The sequence below is a fragment of the Pseudoalteromonas sp. J2K-J599 genome, from assembly GCF_059295115.2.
This window is the reverse complement of sequence record NZ_CM200271.1, coordinates 1,335,386-1,352,856: the sequence shown is the minus strand read 5'-3', so window position 1 is coordinate 1,352,856 and position 17,471 is coordinate 1,335,386. Positions and strand designations below refer to the sequence as shown.

16 protein-coding genes and 7 tRNA genes are annotated in these 17,471 nt (G+C 41.2%); 9 read left to right on the top strand and 14 right to left on the bottom strand.

Annotated features, from left to right (window positions below; all coding sequences use genetic code 11):
- Nucleotides 1-78 precede the first annotated feature (78 nt).
- The 5 genes from cmoA to AC5NT5_RS06140 all read left to right on the top strand — a co-directional run bounded on the left by cmoA (nt 79) and on the right by AC5NT5_RS06140 (nt 4,425).
- Complete coding sequence (gene cmoA / locus AC5NT5_RS06160; protein WP_007378000.1) at nt 79-804, top strand: carboxy-S-adenosyl-L-methionine synthase CmoA; 726 nt, start codon at nt 79-81, stop codon at nt 802-804.
- Nucleotides 805-815: 11 nt separating this feature from the next.
- Complete coding sequence (cmoB, locus tag AC5NT5_RS06155) at nt 816-1,784, top strand: tRNA 5-methoxyuridine(34)/uridine 5-oxyacetic acid(34) synthase CmoB (RefSeq protein WP_494514349.1); 969 nt, start codon at nt 816-818, stop codon at nt 1,782-1,784.
- A 190-nt stretch (nt 1,785-1,974) separates the two neighbouring features.
- A complete protein-coding gene (gene purM, locus AC5NT5_RS06150) occupies nt 1,975-3,027 on the top strand; it encodes a phosphoribosylformylglycinamidine cyclo-ligase (RefSeq protein WP_494514350.1) in 1,053 nt (350 codons plus the stop codon).
- Nucleotides 3,027-3,674 carry a phosphoribosylglycinamide formyltransferase gene (purN, locus tag AC5NT5_RS06145; RefSeq protein WP_007586949.1) on the top strand — a complete coding sequence of 216 codons (648 nt, stop codon included), beginning with the start codon at nt 3,027-3,029 and terminating at the stop codon, nt 3,672-3,674. The genes purM and purN overlap by 1 nt, the downstream gene beginning before the upstream one ends.
- Nucleotides 3,675-3,690: 16 nt before the next feature.
- Complete coding sequence (locus AC5NT5_RS06140) at nt 3,691-4,425, top strand: DUF3108 domain-containing protein (RefSeq protein ID WP_494514354.1); 735 nt, start codon at nt 3,691-3,693, stop codon at nt 4,423-4,425.
- A gap of 43 nt (nt 4,426-4,468) precedes the next feature.
- Here AC5NT5_RS06140 and AC5NT5_RS06135 read toward each other — a convergent pair whose 3' ends face one another.
- Complete coding sequence (locus AC5NT5_RS06135; protein ID WP_494514351.1) at nt 4,469-5,233, bottom strand: class II glutamine amidotransferase; 765 nt, start codon at nt 5,231-5,233, stop codon at nt 4,469-4,471.
- Between the two features lie 323 nt (nt 5,234-5,556).
- On the opposite strand from AC5NT5_RS06135, the gene fadE reads away from it, so the two are divergent.
- Nucleotides 5,557-8,013, top strand: coding sequence for an acyl-CoA dehydrogenase FadE (gene fadE, locus AC5NT5_RS06130; RefSeq protein WP_002960075.1), 2,457 nt, complete (start codon nt 5,557-5,559; stop codon nt 8,011-8,013).
- A 773-nt stretch (nt 8,014-8,786) separates the two neighbouring features.
- Here fadE and AC5NT5_RS06125 read toward each other — a convergent pair.
- The 9 genes from AC5NT5_RS06125 to dnaQ all read right to left on the bottom strand — a co-directional run bounded on the left by AC5NT5_RS06125 (nt 8,787) and on the right by dnaQ (nt 11,744).
- Nucleotides 8,787-8,863 (bottom strand) — tRNA-Asp (locus AC5NT5_RS06125).
- A 54-nt stretch (nt 8,864-8,917) separates the two neighbouring features.
- Nucleotides 8,918-8,994 (bottom strand) — tRNA-Asp (locus tag AC5NT5_RS06120).
- A 37-nt stretch (nt 8,995-9,031) separates the two neighbouring features.
- Nucleotides 9,032-9,108, bottom strand: a tRNA-Asp gene (locus AC5NT5_RS06115).
- 38 nt (nt 9,109-9,146) lie between these two features.
- Nucleotides 9,147-9,223 (bottom strand) — tRNA-Asp (locus AC5NT5_RS06110).
- A gap of 31 nt (nt 9,224-9,254) precedes the next feature.
- Nucleotides 9,255-9,331 (bottom strand) — tRNA-Asp (locus AC5NT5_RS06105).
- 41 nt (nt 9,332-9,372) lie between these two features.
- A tRNA-Asp gene (locus tag AC5NT5_RS06100) sits at nt 9,373-9,449 on the bottom strand.
- A 27-nt stretch (nt 9,450-9,476) separates the two neighbouring features.
- Nucleotides 9,477-9,553, bottom strand: a tRNA-Asp gene (locus AC5NT5_RS06095).
- 97 nt (nt 9,554-9,650) lie between these two features.
- Nucleotides 9,651-11,021: a TIGR03503 family protein gene (locus AC5NT5_RS06090; RefSeq protein ID WP_494514251.1), complete on the bottom strand. Its 1,371-nt coding sequence runs from the start codon at nt 11,019-11,021 to the stop codon at nt 9,651-9,653.
- 9 nt (nt 11,022-11,030) lie between these two features.
- Nucleotides 11,031-11,744 carry a DNA polymerase III subunit epsilon gene (gene dnaQ, locus AC5NT5_RS06085; protein WP_149602937.1) on the bottom strand — a complete coding sequence of 238 codons (714 nt, stop codon included), beginning with the start codon at nt 11,742-11,744 and terminating at the stop codon, nt 11,031-11,033.
- Between the two features lie 68 nt (nt 11,745-11,812).
- Here dnaQ and rnhA point away from each other — a divergent pair, with 68 nt between their 5' ends.
- On the top strand, nt 11,813-12,277 hold the full coding sequence (gene rnhA, locus AC5NT5_RS06080; RefSeq protein WP_182682292.1) for a ribonuclease HI: 465 nt from the start codon (nt 11,813-11,815) through the stop codon (nt 12,275-12,277).
- Between the two features lie 163 nt (nt 12,278-12,440).
- Here rnhA and AC5NT5_RS06075 read toward each other — a convergent pair whose 3' ends face one another.
- On the bottom strand, nt 12,441-13,226 hold the full coding sequence (locus AC5NT5_RS06075; RefSeq protein ID WP_002963022.1) for a class I SAM-dependent methyltransferase: 786 nt from the start codon (nt 13,224-13,226) through the stop codon (nt 12,441-12,443).
- A gap of 53 nt (nt 13,227-13,279) precedes the next feature.
- On the opposite strand from AC5NT5_RS06075, the gene gloB reads away from it, so the two are divergent.
- Both gloB and AC5NT5_RS06065 read left to right on the top strand, forming a co-directional pair.
- The gene (gene gloB / locus AC5NT5_RS06070) at nt 13,280-14,053 is read left to right on the top strand and encodes a hydroxyacylglutathione hydrolase (RefSeq protein WP_494514252.1); all 774 of its coding nucleotides are present in this window, start codon (nt 13,280-13,282) and stop codon (nt 14,051-14,053) included.
- Between the two features lie 155 nt (nt 14,054-14,208).
- Nucleotides 14,209-15,789 carry a LysM peptidoglycan-binding domain-containing protein gene (locus tag AC5NT5_RS06065; RefSeq protein ID WP_182675669.1) on the top strand — a complete coding sequence of 527 codons (1,581 nt, stop codon included), beginning with the start codon at nt 14,209-14,211 and terminating at the stop codon, nt 15,787-15,789.
- A 76-nt stretch (nt 15,790-15,865) separates the two neighbouring features.
- Here the strand turns inward: AC5NT5_RS06065 and AC5NT5_RS06060 are convergent, their stop codons facing one another.
- The 3 genes from AC5NT5_RS06060 to AC5NT5_RS06050 are packed head-to-tail and all read right to left on the bottom strand — an operon-like array spanning nt 15,866 to nt 17,392.
- Nucleotides 15,866-16,315: a flavodoxin gene (locus AC5NT5_RS06060; protein ID WP_494514253.1), complete on the bottom strand. Its 450-nt coding sequence runs from the start codon at nt 16,313-16,315 to the stop codon at nt 15,866-15,868.
- Nucleotides 16,315-17,079: a tRNA pseudouridine(65) synthase TruC gene (gene truC, locus AC5NT5_RS06055; protein ID WP_024597672.1), complete on the bottom strand. Its 765-nt coding sequence runs from the start codon at nt 17,077-17,079 to the stop codon at nt 16,315-16,317. The genes AC5NT5_RS06060 and truC overlap by 1 nt, the downstream gene beginning before the upstream one ends.
- Nucleotides 17,072-17,392 carry a YqcC family protein gene (locus AC5NT5_RS06050; protein WP_197118469.1) on the bottom strand — a complete coding sequence of 107 codons (321 nt, stop codon included), beginning with the start codon at nt 17,390-17,392 and terminating at the stop codon, nt 17,072-17,074. Before AC5NT5_RS06050 ends, truC begins: the two co-directional genes overlap by 8 nt.
- Nucleotides 17,393-17,471: the final 79 nt, after the last annotated feature.

Sequence of the window (17,471 nt, the reverse complement as noted above, 5' to 3'; positions counted from 1 at the left end):
TCAAGCTACTGAATTTATCACTGACTATCCAGTATAAAATGTTAAAATAGCGCCATTATTTACAAAGAGACTGCCTTCGTGACCATAAAAGACAGTATTTATGCCTCTGAGCAACAAGTAAAAGATTTTAGCTTTGACCAAAATGTAGTCGAAGTTTTTCCAGATATGATCCAGCGCTCTGTGCCTGGCTACGCCACCATTGTAAGCACTATGGGTAAACTTGCGGGTGAATACGCACAAAGTAACTCAAATCTTTATGATTTAGGCTGCTCTCTTGGCGCAGTCACGCTTAGCATGCGTCGTAACATTCGCACCGATAACTGCCATATAATAGCGGTAGATAACTCTCAAGCTATGGTTGAACGTTGTAAGGTACATTTACAAGGTTTTAAATCAGATGTGCCGGTTACTGTTACTTTGGGCGATATTAACGAGCTTGAGATTCAAAACGCATCGGTTGTGGCAATGAACTTTACGCTGCAGTTTATTCCACACGCACAGCGCCAAGCCGTGCTTGAGAAAATATACGCTAATTTAAAACCTGGTGGTGTATTGCTGCTAAGCGAAAAAATTAAAGCCGAAAACGAGCAATGCGATAACCTATTAATTGATTTGCACCACGACTTTAAACGTCACAATGGCTACTCTGAGCTTGAAATAAGCCAAAAACGTACCGCCATCGAAAACGTTATGCGCCCAGATACACTAAGCGCTCACTTTACTCGCTTACAAGATATTGGTTTTAGCCAAACTCAAGTGTGGTATCAATGTTTTAATTTTTGCTCAATGGTAGCAATTAAATAAAGAGAGTCATCATGTCTCAATGGTTTAACCAATTTTACGCATCTATCGCACAAAGCCCACTTAGTCACTGGCTAGAAACCCTCCCTGCTCAATTAAAACATTGGCAAAACGAGGCTAGCCATGGTGATTTGCCTAAATGGCAAAAAGTACTTAAAAACTTGCCAGAGGTGGCAACTTCGCATGTTGATATTTCTACTAAGGTAGAAATTGGCGTCCCAGGGGAAATGAGTGATGGCGAGCAAAAGCAAGCCATGCATTTATTAAAACGCATGATGCCATGGCGCAAAGGCCCATTTAGTGTGCACGGTATTGAAATAGATACAGAGTGGCGCAGTGATTGGAAATGGGACCGCCTGCTGCCTCATATTGAGCCATTAAAAGGCCGCACTGTTTTAGATATTGGTTGTGGCTCAGGTTATCATTTATGGCGTATGCGCGGTGAAGGCGCAGAGTTTGTCGTGGGTATTGATCCGTCTGATTTATTTTTATGTCAGTTTCAGGCAATTAAACACTATAATCCAGACGAAAACGTACATTTACTGCCACTAGGCGTTGAAGCATTACCCGAGCTTAAAGCGTTTGATACGGTTTTTTCGATGGGCGTACTTTATCATCGTCGCTCACCTATCGACTTTTTAGCGCAGTTAAAAGCGCAGCTTCGCCCAGGCGGCGAACTCGTACTTGAAACCCTAGTAATTGAAGGCGACGAAAACACAGTATTAGTCCCTACCGACCGCTACGCTAAAATGCGCAACGTTTGGTTTATTCCAAGTACTGCAGCATTAAAACTGTGGATGGAACGCGTTGGCTTTAAAGATGTGCAAATAAAAGATTGCGCTATTACCACGCTTGAAGAGCAACGCAAAACCGACTGGATGGAAAACGAATCGTTAATCGACTTTTTAGATCCAAACGATACAAGTAAAACAATTGAAGGCTACCCTGCTCCACTTCGAGCCATATTAACCGCAAAAGCATAGCTGTTAATTTAACGCCTTTAATACTAAAAAAACGCCTACGGGCGTTTTTTTGTTTATTTAAACAACAAACAGCGGACAAGTGTCCTTGTTAATTATTTCAAAATTACATTTACGCTAGCCGCGACCTTGCAATTGTTGTAAAATACGCGCGTTTCTAAGCAACCCAAAACAACTATTTTGAGGAAAACCTGTGAGCGAACAAAAAAAGTCTCTAAGCTATAAAGACGCGGGCGTAGATATCGACGCTGGTAATGCACTTGTTGAGCGTATTAAAGGCGTAGTTAAAAAAACTCGTCGTCCTGAAGTAATGGGCGGAATTGGTGGTTTTGGCGCACTTTGCGAAATTCCTGAAGGCTACAAGCAACCAGTATTAGTTGCAGGCACAGATGGCGTTGGTACTAAACTACGTTTAGCAATCGACTTAAAAAAACACGATACGGTTGGTATTGATTTAGTTGCAATGTGTGTGAACGACTTAATTGTTCAAGGTGCTGAACCCCTGTTTTTTCTAGATTACTATGCAACTGGTAAACTAGATGTAGACACAGCAGCTGACGTAGTTACAGGTATTGGCAAAGGTTGTGAAATTTCAGGTTGTGCCCTAATTGGTGGCGAAACAGCTGAAATGCCAGGTATGTATGATGGTGAAGACTACGACATGGCAGGCTTTTGTACAGGCGTTGTAGAAAAATCAAAAATTATTGATGGCACAAAAGTAGCAGCAGGCGATCAGCTTATTGCACTTGCTTCAAGCGGTCCTCATTCAAATGGCTTCTCTTTAATTCGTAAAGTACTTGAAGTGTCAAAAGCTGATACCAGCGCTGACTTTGAAGGTAAAACATTAGGCGAAACTCTACTTGAGCCTACGCGTATTTACGTAAAACCTTTACTTGAGTTATTCAAAAACGTTGACGTACATGCGCTTTCGCATATTACTGGCGGCGGTTTTTGGGAAAATATTCCACGTGTATTACCCGCTTCAGCAAAAGCTGTAGTTAAAGGTGATAGCTGGCAGTGGCCACCTATTTTTAACTGGCTACAAGAAAACGGCAATATTACTACACACGAAATGTACCGTACATTTAACTGTGGTGTAGGTATGGTTTTAGTAGTTCCTGCAGACAAACTTGAGCAAAGCTTAACAATGCTAAAAGACTTGGGCGAAAATGCATGGCACCTTGGTGAAATTCAAGATGCAGCAGCTGGCGAAGAGCAAGTTGAAATTGTAGGTGGTGCTAAGTAATGGCACCGACTCGTCTGGTAGTTTTAATCTCAGGTAGTGGCTCTAATTTACAAGCCATCATAGATGCCTGCGAACGTGGCGAGATAAACGGACATATAGCGGCTGTTATTAGTAACAAAGCAGACGCTTATGGCCTAGAGCGTGCAAAAAAAGCAGGTATTGCTACAAAAGTGCTCAGTCATAAAGATTTTGACTCGCGCGAAGCGTACGATGCGCAATTAATGAACGTTATCGACTCTTTTATGCCAAATCTAGTTGTATTAGCTGGGTTTATGCGTATTCTTACTCCTGGCTTAGTGCAAAAATATGTTGGAAAAATGTTGAACATTCATCCATCTTTGTTGCCTAAGTATCAGGGGCTGAATACCCACCAAAGAGCAATTGATGCAAAAGACGATGTTCATGGCGTAAGTGTTCACTTTGTTACTGAAGAATTAGACGGCGGTCCCGTTATTCTTCAGGCGCAAATACCTGTACTCAAGGATGATACAGCAGAAACATTAGCAAAACGCGTGCATGAGCAAGAGCATATAATTTATCCTTTGGTGGTCAAGTGGTTCAGTGAACACAGACTTACTATGGAAGCAGATTATGCAGTTCTTGACAAAAAACAACTTCCTGCACACGGCGCGCACTACTCACAATAAAAAAATAAGTGCCCTGTTGTTATGTGCGGGCGCTTTACTTCCAACTAGCCTAATTGCAGGCGAATTGACCCAATATCAAGCTAACTACGATATTTTACGCAAAGGTAAAAATCATGGTGAGGCTGTTCGTGAGCTCAAAAAAACGGGCGACGATACTTATGAACTTACATACCACAGCAATATTGAGTGGATGATTTTCTCTGACTCTCGTGAAGAAACATCAAAGTTTACCTTTAAAGATGGCAAGGTTACCCCGCATCATTACAACATGATTCGTACAGGGACAGGCCCAGATAAAGATTACAAAATTGATTTTGATACAACAAACAAAGTAGTGACTAGCAGCGCTAGCGAATACCCACTTAAATGCGAATGGACTGATGAGTTTCAGGATGCTATTTCATACCAAGTGCAAGTGCGCGAAGGATTGAAAAAAGGCGAAACAAGCTTTTCATTCCCCCTTATAGATAAAAAAGGTAACCGCCGCGACTACAACTTTGAAGTTGTTGAAAAAGAGATGATCTCCTTACCTATCGGTAATGTAGAAGCCATTAAAGTGAAGCGTTTATACGATAACGATAAACGCCAAGCAATTGCATGGTTTGCGCCAGAAATGGATTACATGCTGGTACGTATGTGGAAAGGCGAAAAAGGTATGGAGCAGTTTGAAGTTCAAATGAATTCATTTACTGTTACTGCGCCTACAGCTGTTGCGCCTGCTACAGCACAACAATCTCAAGAAGCTAACTAAATTTAATTAAACTAAAGTTAAGCTAATATTTAAAATAGGTGGGCTAAATTAGCTCACCCATTTTAAACAATGCAAATTCCCCAGGCTCCATTTTTTGCCAGCGCTCATCATTCGTCAAAGGCCTTGTAGCTATAACTGTTACTACATCGTTTGGTGTGGTCTCTTGTTGAAAATCAACCACCATGTCGGCATCAATCAACGTTGCTTTACCAAATGGCGCACGGCGCGTTATGTAGTGTAAGTTATTAGTGCAATACGCTAAAACAAACACCCCATCGGTCAATAACATATTAAACACCCCTTTTTCACGCAGAGTTTGCGAAAGCTTAGCCGCGTATCTAAAAACCGACGCCATATTACTTGGACGCTTTGGGTATTTTTCGCGAATTTTATCAAGCAACCAACAAAAAACGAGTTCGCTATCGGTGTTACCCACTGGGCGATAGTACTGCGGTTTTAAATCATGATAATTAGATAGCTGCCCGTTATGAGCGTAAGTAAGCTCGCGCCCCCATAACTCTCGCGTAAAAGGATGAGTATTTTCAAGGCATACTCGCCCGCGATTACCTTGGCGAATATGGCTAATAACCGAGACACTTTTAATGGGGTATGCTTTAACGAGCTTTGCAATTTCAGATTGATAACTCGGCTCAGGATCTTTAAAGGTTCTACAGCCTTTACCTTCGTAAAATGTAATACCCCAACCATCTTTATGTGGACCTGTATTACCACCACGCTCTAAAAGGCCTGAAAAACTAAAACAAATATCGGTAGGCACATTGGCTGACATGCCAAGTAATTCACACATTAATAAAATAACCCTTAAAAACCATACATTAAAATAAATAGCGAATATTTGTGTATTAAGCGTACACTAAATTGCAGCCCGCTATAACGGCTATACTTACTTAAAAAGTGTCATTTTGCTATTAGATTTATTTATTTTTACGTTAACACTACTTACGGCTAATGCTTTGACTATACGATAGTTATTGATTGTTCCTTTGTCGGGTAATTAAATATCGTATTTAAGTTACTTTCTACTACAATTTAACATCGTTATGTACTTGAAAATTACTGTTACTAGCGCTACTCTAAGCGAGGTGGTCTGACCTCTATTAAGGAATAAAAATGACACTCATATTTACACTGGTTCTAATCGCGTTGCTATGCACTGCGGTTTACCACAGAGCAAGTTGGAACACAGCACTTGGTGTTTCGGCTATAACTTTATTAATTGGTACCTTTGCGGGTGCTTTTGGTTTAATTAGCTGGTTGATCTTTTTGATCATCGCGGTTCCTCTTTCTGTTACTGGCCTTCGTCAGCAATATATCATCAAGCCTATTTTTGCTACGTTTAAAAAAGTAACGCCAAGCATGTCTGATACTGAAAAATCAGCTATTGATGCCGGTACGACGTGGTGGGAAGCTGACTTATTTTGCGGTAACCCAGATTGGAAAAAACTTCACCAATACCCAGTTCCTAAACTTACTATTGAAGAGCAAGCATTTGTTGATGGCCCTGTTGAAGTAGTATGTAGCATGTTGGACGATTGGGAAGCAACGCACGAACTAACCGACCTTCCTCAAGATGTATGGCAGTATCTAAAAGATAATAAATTTTTTGCCATGATCATCAAAAAAGAATACGGCGGTTTAGAGTTTTCTGCATTTGCACAGTCTTGTGTACTTCAAAAACTAACAAGTAAATCAACATTACTTTCGTCAATTGTTGGTGTACCAAACTCTTTAGGCCCAGGTGAATTATTACAACACTATGGTACAAAAGAGCAAAAAGATCATTACTTACCGCGCCTAGCGAGCGGTCAAGAAATTCCATGTTTTGCATTAACTTCGCCAGAAGCGGGTTCTGATGCAAGCTCAATTCCAGACTACGGTGTGGTATGTAAAGGGCAATGGAATGGTGAGGAAGTTGTGGGTGTTAGTTTAACGTGGAATAAGCGTTACATTACACTTGCCCCAGTGGCTACCGTACTTGGTCTTGCGTTTAAGTTACAAGATCCAGATGGGCTAATTGGCGACAATAAAGAGCCAGGCATCACCTGTGCACTTATTCCAACGGACACTCCTGGAGTTGAAATTGGTCGTCGACATTTCCCGCTAAACGTACCATTTCAAAATGGTCCTACTCGCGGTAAAGATATTTTCGTACCACTTGATTATATTATTGGTGGTCCAGATATGGCTGGTCAAGGCTGGCGCATGCTGGTTGAGTGTTTATCGGTTGGTCGTGCAATTACATTGCCGTCAAATTCTGCCGGTGGCATTAAAATGATTGCCGTTGCAACGGGTGCGTATAGCCGTATTCGTCGTCAGTTCCGTTTACCTATTGGTAAAATGGAAGGTGTTGAAGAGTCACTAGCAAAACTTGCTGGTTACGCTTACAGCTCTGATGCTGCGGTTAGTATGTCTACGGGTGCGGTTGATTTAGGCGAAAAGCCATCGGTAGTTTCTGCCATTATTAAATACCACCTTACAGAGCAAATGCGTGATGCAACTATTCATGCAATGGATGTACTTGGCGGTAAGGGCATCATGCTTGGGCCAAATAACTATTTAGGTCGTGGCTATCAAGGGGCACCTATTGCCATTACCGTTGAAGGTGCAAACATCTTGACCCGTAATATGATTATTTATGGTCAAGGTGCAATTCGCTGTCATCCATTTGTACTTACCGAACTAGGTGCGTGCGAAATTGAAGACCGCGAAGAAGCGCTTAACGTATTTGATAAAGCGCTAATGGGTCACATTGGTTTTACTATGTCGAACCTTGTACGTACTAAATGGCTTGCACTTACCGGCGCTCGTTTTACAAGTGTGCCGTACAACGACGAAACTGCTGAATTTTACCGTATAGCGTCACGCTTTAGTGCATCACTTGCTCTTATGTCTGACATTAGCATGGCAGTATTTGGTGGTTCACTAAAACGTAAAGAACGTATTTCAGCACGTTTAGGTGACTTACTTAGTTACTTATACTTAGTGTCTGCAACGCTTAAGCGTTACAACGATGAAGGCCGTAAAAAAGAAGATTTTGCTCTAGTAAAATGGAGTTGCCAAGATCACCTTTACCATTGCCAACGTGCACTTGCTGATTTAATTAATAACATGCCTTCGGCTCCACTACGTGCCGTGTTAAAAGTATTGTTATTCCCTTTTGGTCGCCCTGTTCGTAAACCAACTGACCAACTTGAGCATAAACTTGCGCAACTACTACAAGTACCTAGTGAAACGCGTAACCGTTTAGCAAGCTACGTATACTTAAAAAATGAGCCGCTTAACCTTGTGGGTCGTCAAGAGCAAACGCTTAAAGACATCCTAGACGTTGAGCCATTATTTGAAAGAGTATGTAAAGAGAAAGGCCTTAAACTGCCATTCTTCCAGCTTGATAAGGTAGCGCAAATGGGGCTTGAAGCAGGTATATTAAGCCAAGCAGAGGCTGATAAACTAGCTGCTGTTGAGCAATCTCGTTTAGATGTTATTAACGTTGATGACTTTGACCCTGCTGACTTACTTGCAGGCAAAGCCGCGCGTAATAGCGTTAAAAAAGAAGCTGATGCTGCTTAACTAAGCTAAGCATTTACAGACCAAAAGCCAGCATATAACGTGCTGGCTTTTTTGTGCACAATAAAAAGTTTTAACAACGTGATGGAATAGTTTAATTCGTTAGATTGTTTAAATAATTATACAGCTTGGTATAACAGGCAGCTCTGACATCTAACCAACCCTAAAAGCTCTGTATTGATTAAATACCCTTAATTCATCTCTATACTCCTGTAAAAACTTAAACCCTCTCAAGAGCTCTACAAGTACAACACTATAAAGTTAATGACTATACCAATTAGCAATAATACTTAGAGCCTGCCTAGCAGTGTTAAAAGTCTCTGATATACGACTGCATGGATGCAGGAGATAGAGCAATGCAGGATCATTTGCCGAAAACAACTAAATAACGAATTATTCCTTATTATCGACATGCTTTTCTTACATCAAAATAGATTACTTAATTAAGCGAATTGGGGTTAAACCTGGCGTTAAGTTAACTGCGGTAAAAGTTTCAAAGTTACGAAAGAAGGGATACAGCGCAATGCACAAGCACTTAACCAGAGCATCGGCAGATTGATATAGGTATTGATACAATAAGGAATATAAGCAGGTTCGTGCAAGGGATGTATTTGATAGCTGATAGCTGATAGCTGATAGCTGATAGCTGATAGCTGATAGCTGATAGCTGATAGCTGATAGCTGATAGCTGATAGCTGATAGCTGATAGCCAAAGAATGTTTTACTAAATTATTTAATCAAGGATTTTATAAGCTTGTTATTGAGGAAATAACAAGTGGCGGAGTGGACGGGACTCGAACCCGCGACCCCCGGCGTGACAGGCCGGTATTCTAACCAACTGAACTACCACTCCGCAGTGGTATGTGCATGGGGTAATGCACTTACTAATTTTAATCATGATATCAAATGGCGGAGTGGACGGGACTCGAACCCGCGACCCCCGGCGTGACAGGCCGGTATTCTAACCAACTGAACTACCACTCCGCAGAGATATCATTATACTTGTTATTACTTAATTTGTTGGCGGAGTGGACGGGACTCGAACCCGCGACCCCCGGCGTGACAGGCCGGTATTCTAACCAACTGAACTACCACTCCAGCATACAAATTTTGTAATATAACGTTGTTTAAATAGTTGGCGGAGTGGACGGGACTCGAACCCGCGACCCCCGGCGTGACAGGCCGGTATTCTAACCAACTGAACTACCACTCCAGCGCATATTTAAACTATTATTTTTTCTTATTGGCGGAGTGGACGGGACTCGAACCCGCGACCCCCGGCGTGACAGGCCGGTATTCTAACCAACTGAACTACCACTCCATAATAAGAATATGTTTTACAACCATACGTTGTGTAAGTGTTGGCGGAGTGGACGGGACTCGAACCCGCGACCCCCGGCGTGACAGGCCGGTATTCTAACCAACTGAACTACCACTCCAGCTTTTACTTACAAGTTTTACGAAAATGGCGGAGTGGACGGGACTCGAACCCGCGACCCCCGGCGTGACAGGCCGGTATTCTAACCAACTGAACTACCACTCCATATTTTCGTTGCTGTTTAGGTCTCCCTGACAGCGGCGTGAATAATACGAACCAACCCCTATTTCGTCAAGGGCTTTTTTGTTTTTTTATAGGTTTTTTAGTCATCTGTCATCGAAAGGTTTAAAATTTCACCTGATCTGTCATTTTTTGAGCCATTTTTACCGACTTGATTTTTTTCTGTGTCGGCAACACCACCTTCACTTGTTTTCTTTTTCTTTAAAAAAGGCAGCTTCACTTTAAATTTAATCGGTTTTTTCTGAACAAATATACGAATTAACAACCAACCGAGTAATAAAATGAGCGTATTGCAGCCTACAATTAAACTAATAATTGCCGATGTGGCCATTTTTTCTTCAACAGGCTCACTCTCAATCATTTTATCTGGCGTAGTAATTGTTGCCGAATCAATTTCGGGCACCGCTTCTATGGGTCGTTCTATCTCAAATTTATACGTTGGTAGCGTTGCCATAAATTCACGGCCATTAATATTAGTGCCAAAAACAGACAGTTCAACACTATATCTACCCCAATCATAATTTTTAACACTAAGCTGACGTGAGTCTTTAGCTGCAGCATCTATGGTAAACATTTGCTCTTCGTTATTGGGATAGTATATTTTTCCCTGGATGATGACTGTTTCTGGCTTAACAATACTTGGGTCTATATTTATAGTTAACAGATGCTCGTCTGTGTCTTGCTCTGCTAACGCGACTTCGGTTACAAAAGGTGGCTCGTGCACTTCTATTGTATTTTGCACAATGCGACGCTGCAGCAGAGGTGTTGCCACGTAAAGCTCTGGTGTCCATTCACCCGCAGGAAAATCTAAAGTAAACTCGCCGGTAAACACACCATCTTTAGGGCGCTCATCAAACCCACGTCCATCGTCTTTAAATTCCGCTACTTCTTGAATGCCTGCGCCAAAGTTAGCAAAGTTTTCATTGTTGGTACTTACAAAGTCAACATTAAGGCTCACAACATCCCTAAATAGGTTTGTGTTAATTGGCTCACCGTCGTTTAGTATTTTCCCGGTGATTTTTATTGTCTCCCCCCTAAACAACATTGAAGGAAGAGGCTCTGCCTCAAGAGATATTTCGCCTAATACAACTATTCTGCTATCGGGCAAAATACTGCCTATTACTTGCCAAGGACCTGCCATAGGTTTTTTTATGGTAACTAAATCGTAGCTGAGTTCGTCAAACCAATCTAAGTTAGGGTTTTTAACTGAGTCAGTAGCAAAGTACTTACTGCCATCGGGCCGCACTAAAATAACAGCAGGTGCACCTGATTTTCTAAAAAACAGCAGTGTTATTTCATCTATTTTGCTATCTATGCGAAAACGATTATCAAGTAAAGGGATCTCATTTTGATGCCCATCGCGCTTGAGCACTTCTACTTGTTTTACGCCATATGCATTGCCAGTAAATAAACTAGCGGCACATAACGCTGTTACAAAATACATCGTTTTCATTAAATCGCCTTATTTAGCGCGCCATATACATTGGCCGCCTTCTTTGTTTACAAGATCTAATCGTGCTTCGTGTGCGCTTTGCTCAGCGTCGCTTGCTCGCAATACAACTAATGGGGCTCTATCGCTATTTAAACGCTTTATACCGCCTTTCTGTTGCTCGCTGCCGTCATCTTTGTTTTGATTCAAATTCAGCTTTGTTTGACCACCCGTCATGGCAAGGTAAACATCGGCTAAAATTTCAGAATCCAGTAGCGCGCCATGAAGTGTTCGCTTTGCGTTATCTACATCGTAACGACGACATAATGCATCAAGATTGTTCTTTTGACCTGGATGCAAGTCACGCGCCATTTTAAGCGTGTCGAGAACTTGACAAAAAGTCTCTGTTTTAGGATAGCCCTGATTAAGTAGTGCAAATTCATTATCCATATGACCAACATCGAACGGTGCGTTATGAATAACTAACTCTGCCCCTTCAATATAGTCGAAAAACTCTTGGGCAATTTGATGAAACAGTGGTTTATCACGTAAAAATTCGTTAGTGATACCGTGAACGTCGATTGCTTCTTCTTCACTTGGCCGTTGTGGGTTTATATAAACGTGAAAGTTATTGCCTGTTAAACGACGGTTTACTAACTCCACACAACCAATTTCTATAATACGGTGCCCTTGTTTAGGGTCGATGCCGGTGGTTTCTGTATCTAAAACTATTTGTCTACGTGCCATATCGAATTTAGCCTGATTCTGGTATCTTTCTATAATCACTTTATTGTACATAAGATCAAGGTAAAACAGTGCAAAAAACCGTAGAGATTTACACCGACGGCTCATGTTTAGGTAATCCAGGCCCCGGCGGTTATGGTATTTTTATGATTTATAACGGCCACGAAAAAGAAATGAGCCAAGGTTATATACTCACAACAAATAACCGAATGGAAATGCTCGCGGCTATTGTAGCCCTAGAATCACTCACTCGAGAATGCGAAGTAAACCTAACAACCGATAGCCAATATGTTAAACAAGGCATTGAATCGTGGATCACTAACTGGAAAAAACGTGGCTGGTTAACATCAGCTAAAAAGCCGGTTAAAAACGTCGATTTATGGAAACGCCTAGATAAAGCCTGTAGCGAGCACAATGTAACTTGGAAGTGGGTTAAAGGGCATAGCGGCAATAAATACAACGAAATAGTTGACGATTTAGCCCGCGATGCCGCTGGCAGTAAAGATTTACTAGAAGATGTAGGCTACCAGCCTTAAATTTATTCTAAGCTAGTTGTTATACCAATTTTATTAAAAACATGTTCATTCTATCGCATTAAATAACTCACTAACTGCGTTAAAAATTATTCATATAGAACAACTATATGTCACAATTTTCGCCTTGTTAATGTGCTATTTTCTTAGCGCTATAATAGATCACTTACTTAATGCAATTGGTATTATTTTTTTGCTCGCACGATTTAAAGTGTTGCTTTGACGTTTGTCTAAGCCCTGCCCCTTTTACTGGTGCAAATTGCGGCCTAGCATGCCACTTAGGTTTTATTGGCGTAAGTGGCGCAACTCTTTTTCGTGCCACCAGCATATAAACACTGCCCATTGGTTTTAAATACTGTTTTGCAAAAGTCCGCCAAAACTCAAATCTTGATAACCTGTTACCTCTTGCCAGTGATGAATAAATAAAACGTTCGTCACTTACAATTTCAAAACCCAATAAATTTAGCCAATCTTTAACCCTCGCAGGGGTAAAAAAGCGCCCCGTCCATGGTAATTTCTGACCACTAAAAGGCAACATTTGTGCAAGCCCACACAAACTAAACGGGTTAAAACCAGTCACTAGTATATAACCACCCGGAATAAGCGTGCGATGTGCTTCTCGTAAAATGTGATGTGGGTCTGAATGATACTCTAAGCAGTGGCTTAGTATGCAGGCATCAATACTGTGCTCGTAAAATGGCAATTCATCTATGTCAGCAACTACCCCGGTGTAAGGCCCAGGCTCTGCAACACACACTTGGTGTTTAATCGTACTTATACTTGTGTTTAATTCGCCACTTAAATTACCCAACTTAAGCATATGATAGCCAAACATACGCGGTAGCCATTGCTCCATTTTACGTTCAATATCTGTGCGTAAATAATCCCCATGAGGAAACTGCTGCCACGACAGTGGTTTGGGTCCTTCTTGAAAACTAAGGGCTGGTTTCATTTTTTGAGCTCGTTATACTATGTGATAAGTGTCACTTTATAGAGCAATTTACCATGGTGCAAGTCAAAGCAATTAAAGCCTTTTCTGATAATTACATTTGGTGTTTAACTACCGATAACAGTAACCAAGCATGGGTAGTCGATCCAGGCCAAGCACATCCCGTATTAACGTACTTAGCTGAGCACAAACTAACGCTTGGTGGTATTTTAATTACGCATCATCACTACGACCACACTGATGGCGTAGCTGAATTAGTTGACGCCTATCCAGATATATCGGTTTATGGCCCTGCAAATAGTCCATTTAAAGGCGTCACTCACGCACTCACTGATGGACAAAGCATCAGTGTGCTTAATATTAACTTTACTATTTTAGCAACTCCTGGGCACACGCTTGATCATATTTGTTACACAAATGATGAACTTGCTTTTACAGGCGATACATTATTTAGCGGCGGATGTGGGCGCTTATTTGAAGGCACGCCAGAGCAAATGTGGAAATCTTTTAATAAACTAAGAGAGCTGCCTGCAAGCTGTGTTGTGTATTGCACACACGAATACACGCAAGCTAATCTTGCCTTTGCCAAAGCAGTTGAACCACGCAATCCAGAACTACTCGCGTACAGTAAAAAAGTAGATGTATTACGCAGTAATAATCAAATTTCTCTACCGACCTCTATTGGACAGGAGCTAAAAATAAATCCATTTATGCGTAGCGATTTGCCAACCATTATAGAGTTAGTGCCCGAGAAATTTATCTCGGTTACAAAAAACAATGAACCTTGGGGAAACTTTGCGAGTCTGAGACAGTTCAAAGACAATTTTTAATGCAAAAACTAATACTTTAATATTTATTTTATTAGAATCATTAACTTAAGATATAGTGATGATTCTATTTCTGCGTTTTAAAATGTCATTAAGTGGCAATGTTAACTCATAGCAGGTAGTATTCGCCGAGTTTTTTACCCGATGTATTGGTATTTATGAATAAATCTCCCCTATTAGTAGCCTTGGCGTTAGCGCTAAGTGGTTGTCAAACACTGACAACATTAGAGTCAGACTCTAAAGTTGCCACGCAAGCAAACCAACAACTCGAAGGCGCAAGTCCTAACGACATTAACAATGCATTGATGGTAAACGCACAATATCAGCAAGTTGACTCTGATGAGCAAGAAGCTCCCGTGTTTGATGATGTGTGGGAGCGAATTCGCTACCAACTTTCTATCGAAATACCGCAAAACCGCCCTGTTGTTACTGAACGTAATTATTACGCTCGCCACCAAGCCTATTTAGATCGTATTTCTAAACGTGCAGAACCTTACTTACACTTTATTGTTGAAGAAGTAGAAAAGCGCGAAATGCCAATCGAAATTGCACTACTGCCTATTGTAGAAAGCGCATTTGACCCGTTTGGTTATTCTAATCGCAGCGCATCGGGCATTTGGCAGTTTATGCCTGCAACCGGTGAGCGATTCGATTTAAAACAAAACTGGTGGTACGACGGTCGTCGCGACATAGTGCAGTCGACTCGCGCAGCACTTGACTACTTATCGTATTTACATAAAACACTTGAAGGCGATTGGCTAAATGCGATTGCTGCTTATAATTCAGGTGAAGGGCGCTTGATGCGCGCAATTAAAAAGAATCGTAAAAAGCATTTACCTACCGATTTTTGGTCTCTTGATTTACCAAGCGAAACAACAGCCTACGTACCAAAGTTATTAGCACTTGCCGATTTATTAAAACGCTCAGATGATTTTAACGTTACATGGCAACCAGTAATTAATGCACAAGTGGTTGAAGTGGTTGATGTTGGCTCGCAAATAGATCTAGCGCTTGCTGCTGATATGGCCGATATGACGCTTACTGAGCTATACAGATTAAACCCCGGTTTTAATCGCTGGGCAACTGATCCTAATGGCCCACATTCTTTATTACTGCCAGTAGATAAAGCAGAGCAATTTAGCCAAAAACTAGCAAACACTGATGTTAAAAACAGATTACGCTGGCAGCGTTATATTGTGGCTCGAGGCGACAGCTTATCAGTAATTGCCAAAAAATTTACAACGAGCTCAAGTGCAATCCGATCGCTTAATAAACTCAAATCAAATACGATTAAAGTAGGCCAAGAGTTACTAGTCCCGCTTACTGATGGCGCTATAAATAGCGAACATTTACCAAAGCAGATGCGTTTAGCTGCTAATAAAGCAACTCGCACAAAGCTTTCGCACACAGTTAAAAGTGGCGACACGTTATGGGACATTAGCCGCGAATATGACGTAACTATGGATGAGTTGGCTAAATGGAATAAGCTAAAGAAAAACTCTGTACTGCGCCTAAATCAAAAACTTACTGTGTATAAGTCAGCTAATAAACCACAAGCAACGGCAAGTACCAACCGTACTATTACATACAAAGTACGCCGTGGTGACTCACTTGCACGTATTGCGTCTAAGTTTAATCTAAGCGTTAACGAAATTATTAAGTGGAATAATTTAGCCGGTCAAAAATACTTACAACCTGGCCAAAAGCTAAAACTTAAAGTTGATGTCAGAAGTAGTTAATTTATAAAACTATATTAAAAGTAAAAAAGTAAAAAGGAGCGCATGCGCTCCTTTTTTAATACCTTAAAATTAAGGGTTAAGCAGGTAGTTTTTCTAGCCATACTTTTAACCAAGGCTCGGTTACCGGCCACGGTTCAAAATCTTCACATGCATCTATTTCTAGGCGGTTGCCCACAGGCTTTGCTTGTAAATCACGAAGTAGCTCGTCAAAGCTTCGCCCTGCGCCACAAAATGTATCGCCGTAACATCTGTCACCCATTGCAATTACACCAAACGGTTTATCGGTAAGCATTGGGAAAGTGCTATTCATTGCAAAGTACAATCCGGCCAAATTACTCGGTACATCACCTTGGCCTGTTGTGGAGGTAACAATTAAAATATGCGATGCATTTTTTATATCATCAAGTGATGCTTCAGTAATTACTGTAGCATTATGACCCGCTTGCTCAATTGTGGCTGCAACTTCATCGCTTAAACGCTCTGCACCGCCATTAACGCTGCCTACAAAAATACTAATATGTGCCATTAATAATCCTTTTCTTGCTCTGGCCAACCTAGCTGCTTACATATTTCAAGCATGTCTTCACCTAGTGGCGCTTTAATTGTTATTGATTCATTACTATAAGGGTGCACAAAACTAAGCTCTGTTGCAAATAACATTAAGCGTCTTAGCTCAAAATGCTCTCTAAAAAATTGATTATGCTGGTTATCACCATGATTTACATCACCAATGATAGGCAGTGATAAGTGCTTTAAGTGTCTGCGAATTTGATGCTTTCGCCCGGTTTTTGGAAAACACTCAACTAACGAGTAACGCACTGTTGGATACTTACCTATAGGAATAGGCAATGCAGCTTGGTGCAAGCAATTAAACTGGGTTTGCGCTTCTTGCGGTGCTTTATCTTGATCTGCAAACTTATCGGCTATTTTATCAAGTTCTTCTTTAAGCGGTTTATCTAAAAATACTGACTCTGGCGCAAAGCCGCGCACTAAGGCCAAATAGCGCTTAGCAATAGTACCTTCAATAAATAGCTGGTTCATATCGCGAGCAGCTTCCGAGTTCAATGCAAACAGCAATACGCCCGACGTAGGTCTATCGAGCCTATGTACTGGAAATACATGTTGCCCTAGCTGGTCGCGCAACATTTGCATAGCAAACTGGGTTTCGTGTTTATCTAAAAACGAGCGATGCACTAATAAACCTGAAGGCTTATTTATAGCCACATAGTTTTCATCTTGATACAAAATAGTCAGCTCGCCATATTCAATAGGCGCTGGACGCTCACTCATTTGGTTCTCCTAAAAAGGTATCAAGGGCTGTTAGTAATTCAATTATTTCATCGCTCCCCGCTTTATTCACAAGTGTCATTTGCGCCATAGGGGCAATAGCAAAGTTACGTGGCAGTGGTTGCTTGTGCGTTATTAATAGCTGTATTTTATCAATAAATACAAATTGTAACCACTGCTCAAACGCCATTGTATCGTGACAAAAAGGAGTATTTGAAAGCAGTGCATCAGCGTCTATTGGCTCACTTTGCCAAAGCGCGTGTTTTTGTAAAAGTGCCGTTAGCTGCACTAAATAAGTTTGGGTTTGCTGGTACATAACCACCCTCTTTTATATATGTAATGCAATTATACCCTGTTCCCTCATAGGCGGCTATGACGTATAATTAATGTAATTT

Bases quoted from the DNA above. Each gene is read 5' to 3' on its own strand.
- truC (WP_024597672.1), bottom strand. From the start codon at position 17,079: ATGAGTGAGCGTCCAGCGCCTATTGAATATGGCGAGCTGACTATTTTG.
- gloB (WP_494514252.1), top strand. From the start codon at position 13,280: ATGGTGCAAGTCAAAGCAATTAAAGCCTTTTCTGATAATTACATTTGG.
- AC5NT5_RS06135 (WP_494514351.1), bottom strand. From the start codon at position 5,233: ATGTGTGAATTACTTGGCATGTCAGCCAATGTGCCTACCGATATTTGT.
- AC5NT5_RS06060 (WP_494514253.1), bottom strand. From the start codon at position 16,315: ATGGCACATATTAGTATTTTTGTAGGCAGCGTTAATGGCGGTGCAGAG.
- AC5NT5_RS06090 (WP_494514251.1), bottom strand. From the start codon at position 11,021: ATGAAAACGATGTATTTTGTAACAGCGTTATGTGCCGCTAGTTTATTT.
- AC5NT5_RS06075 (WP_002963022.1), bottom strand. From the start codon at position 13,226: ATGAAACCAGCCCTTAGTTTTCAAGAAGGACCCAAACCACTGTCGTGG.
- purN (WP_007586949.1), top strand. From the start codon at position 3,027: ATGGCACCGACTCGTCTGGTAGTTTTAATCTCAGGTAGTGGCTCTAAT.
- cmoB (WP_494514349.1), top strand. From the start codon at position 816: ATGTCTCAATGGTTTAACCAATTTTACGCATCTATCGCACAAAGCCCA.
- AC5NT5_RS06065 (WP_182675669.1), top strand. From the start codon at position 14,209: ATGAATAAATCTCCCCTATTAGTAGCCTTGGCGTTAGCGCTAAGTGGT.
- fadE (WP_002960075.1), top strand. From the start codon at position 5,557: ATGACACTCATATTTACACTGGTTCTAATCGCGTTGCTATGCACTGCG.
- dnaQ (WP_149602937.1), bottom strand. From the start codon at position 11,744: ATGGCACGTAGACAAATAGTTTTAGATACAGAAACCACCGGCATCGAC.
- AC5NT5_RS06050 (WP_197118469.1), bottom strand. From the start codon at position 17,392: ATGTACCAGCAAACCCAAACTTATTTAGTGCAGCTAACGGCACTTTTA.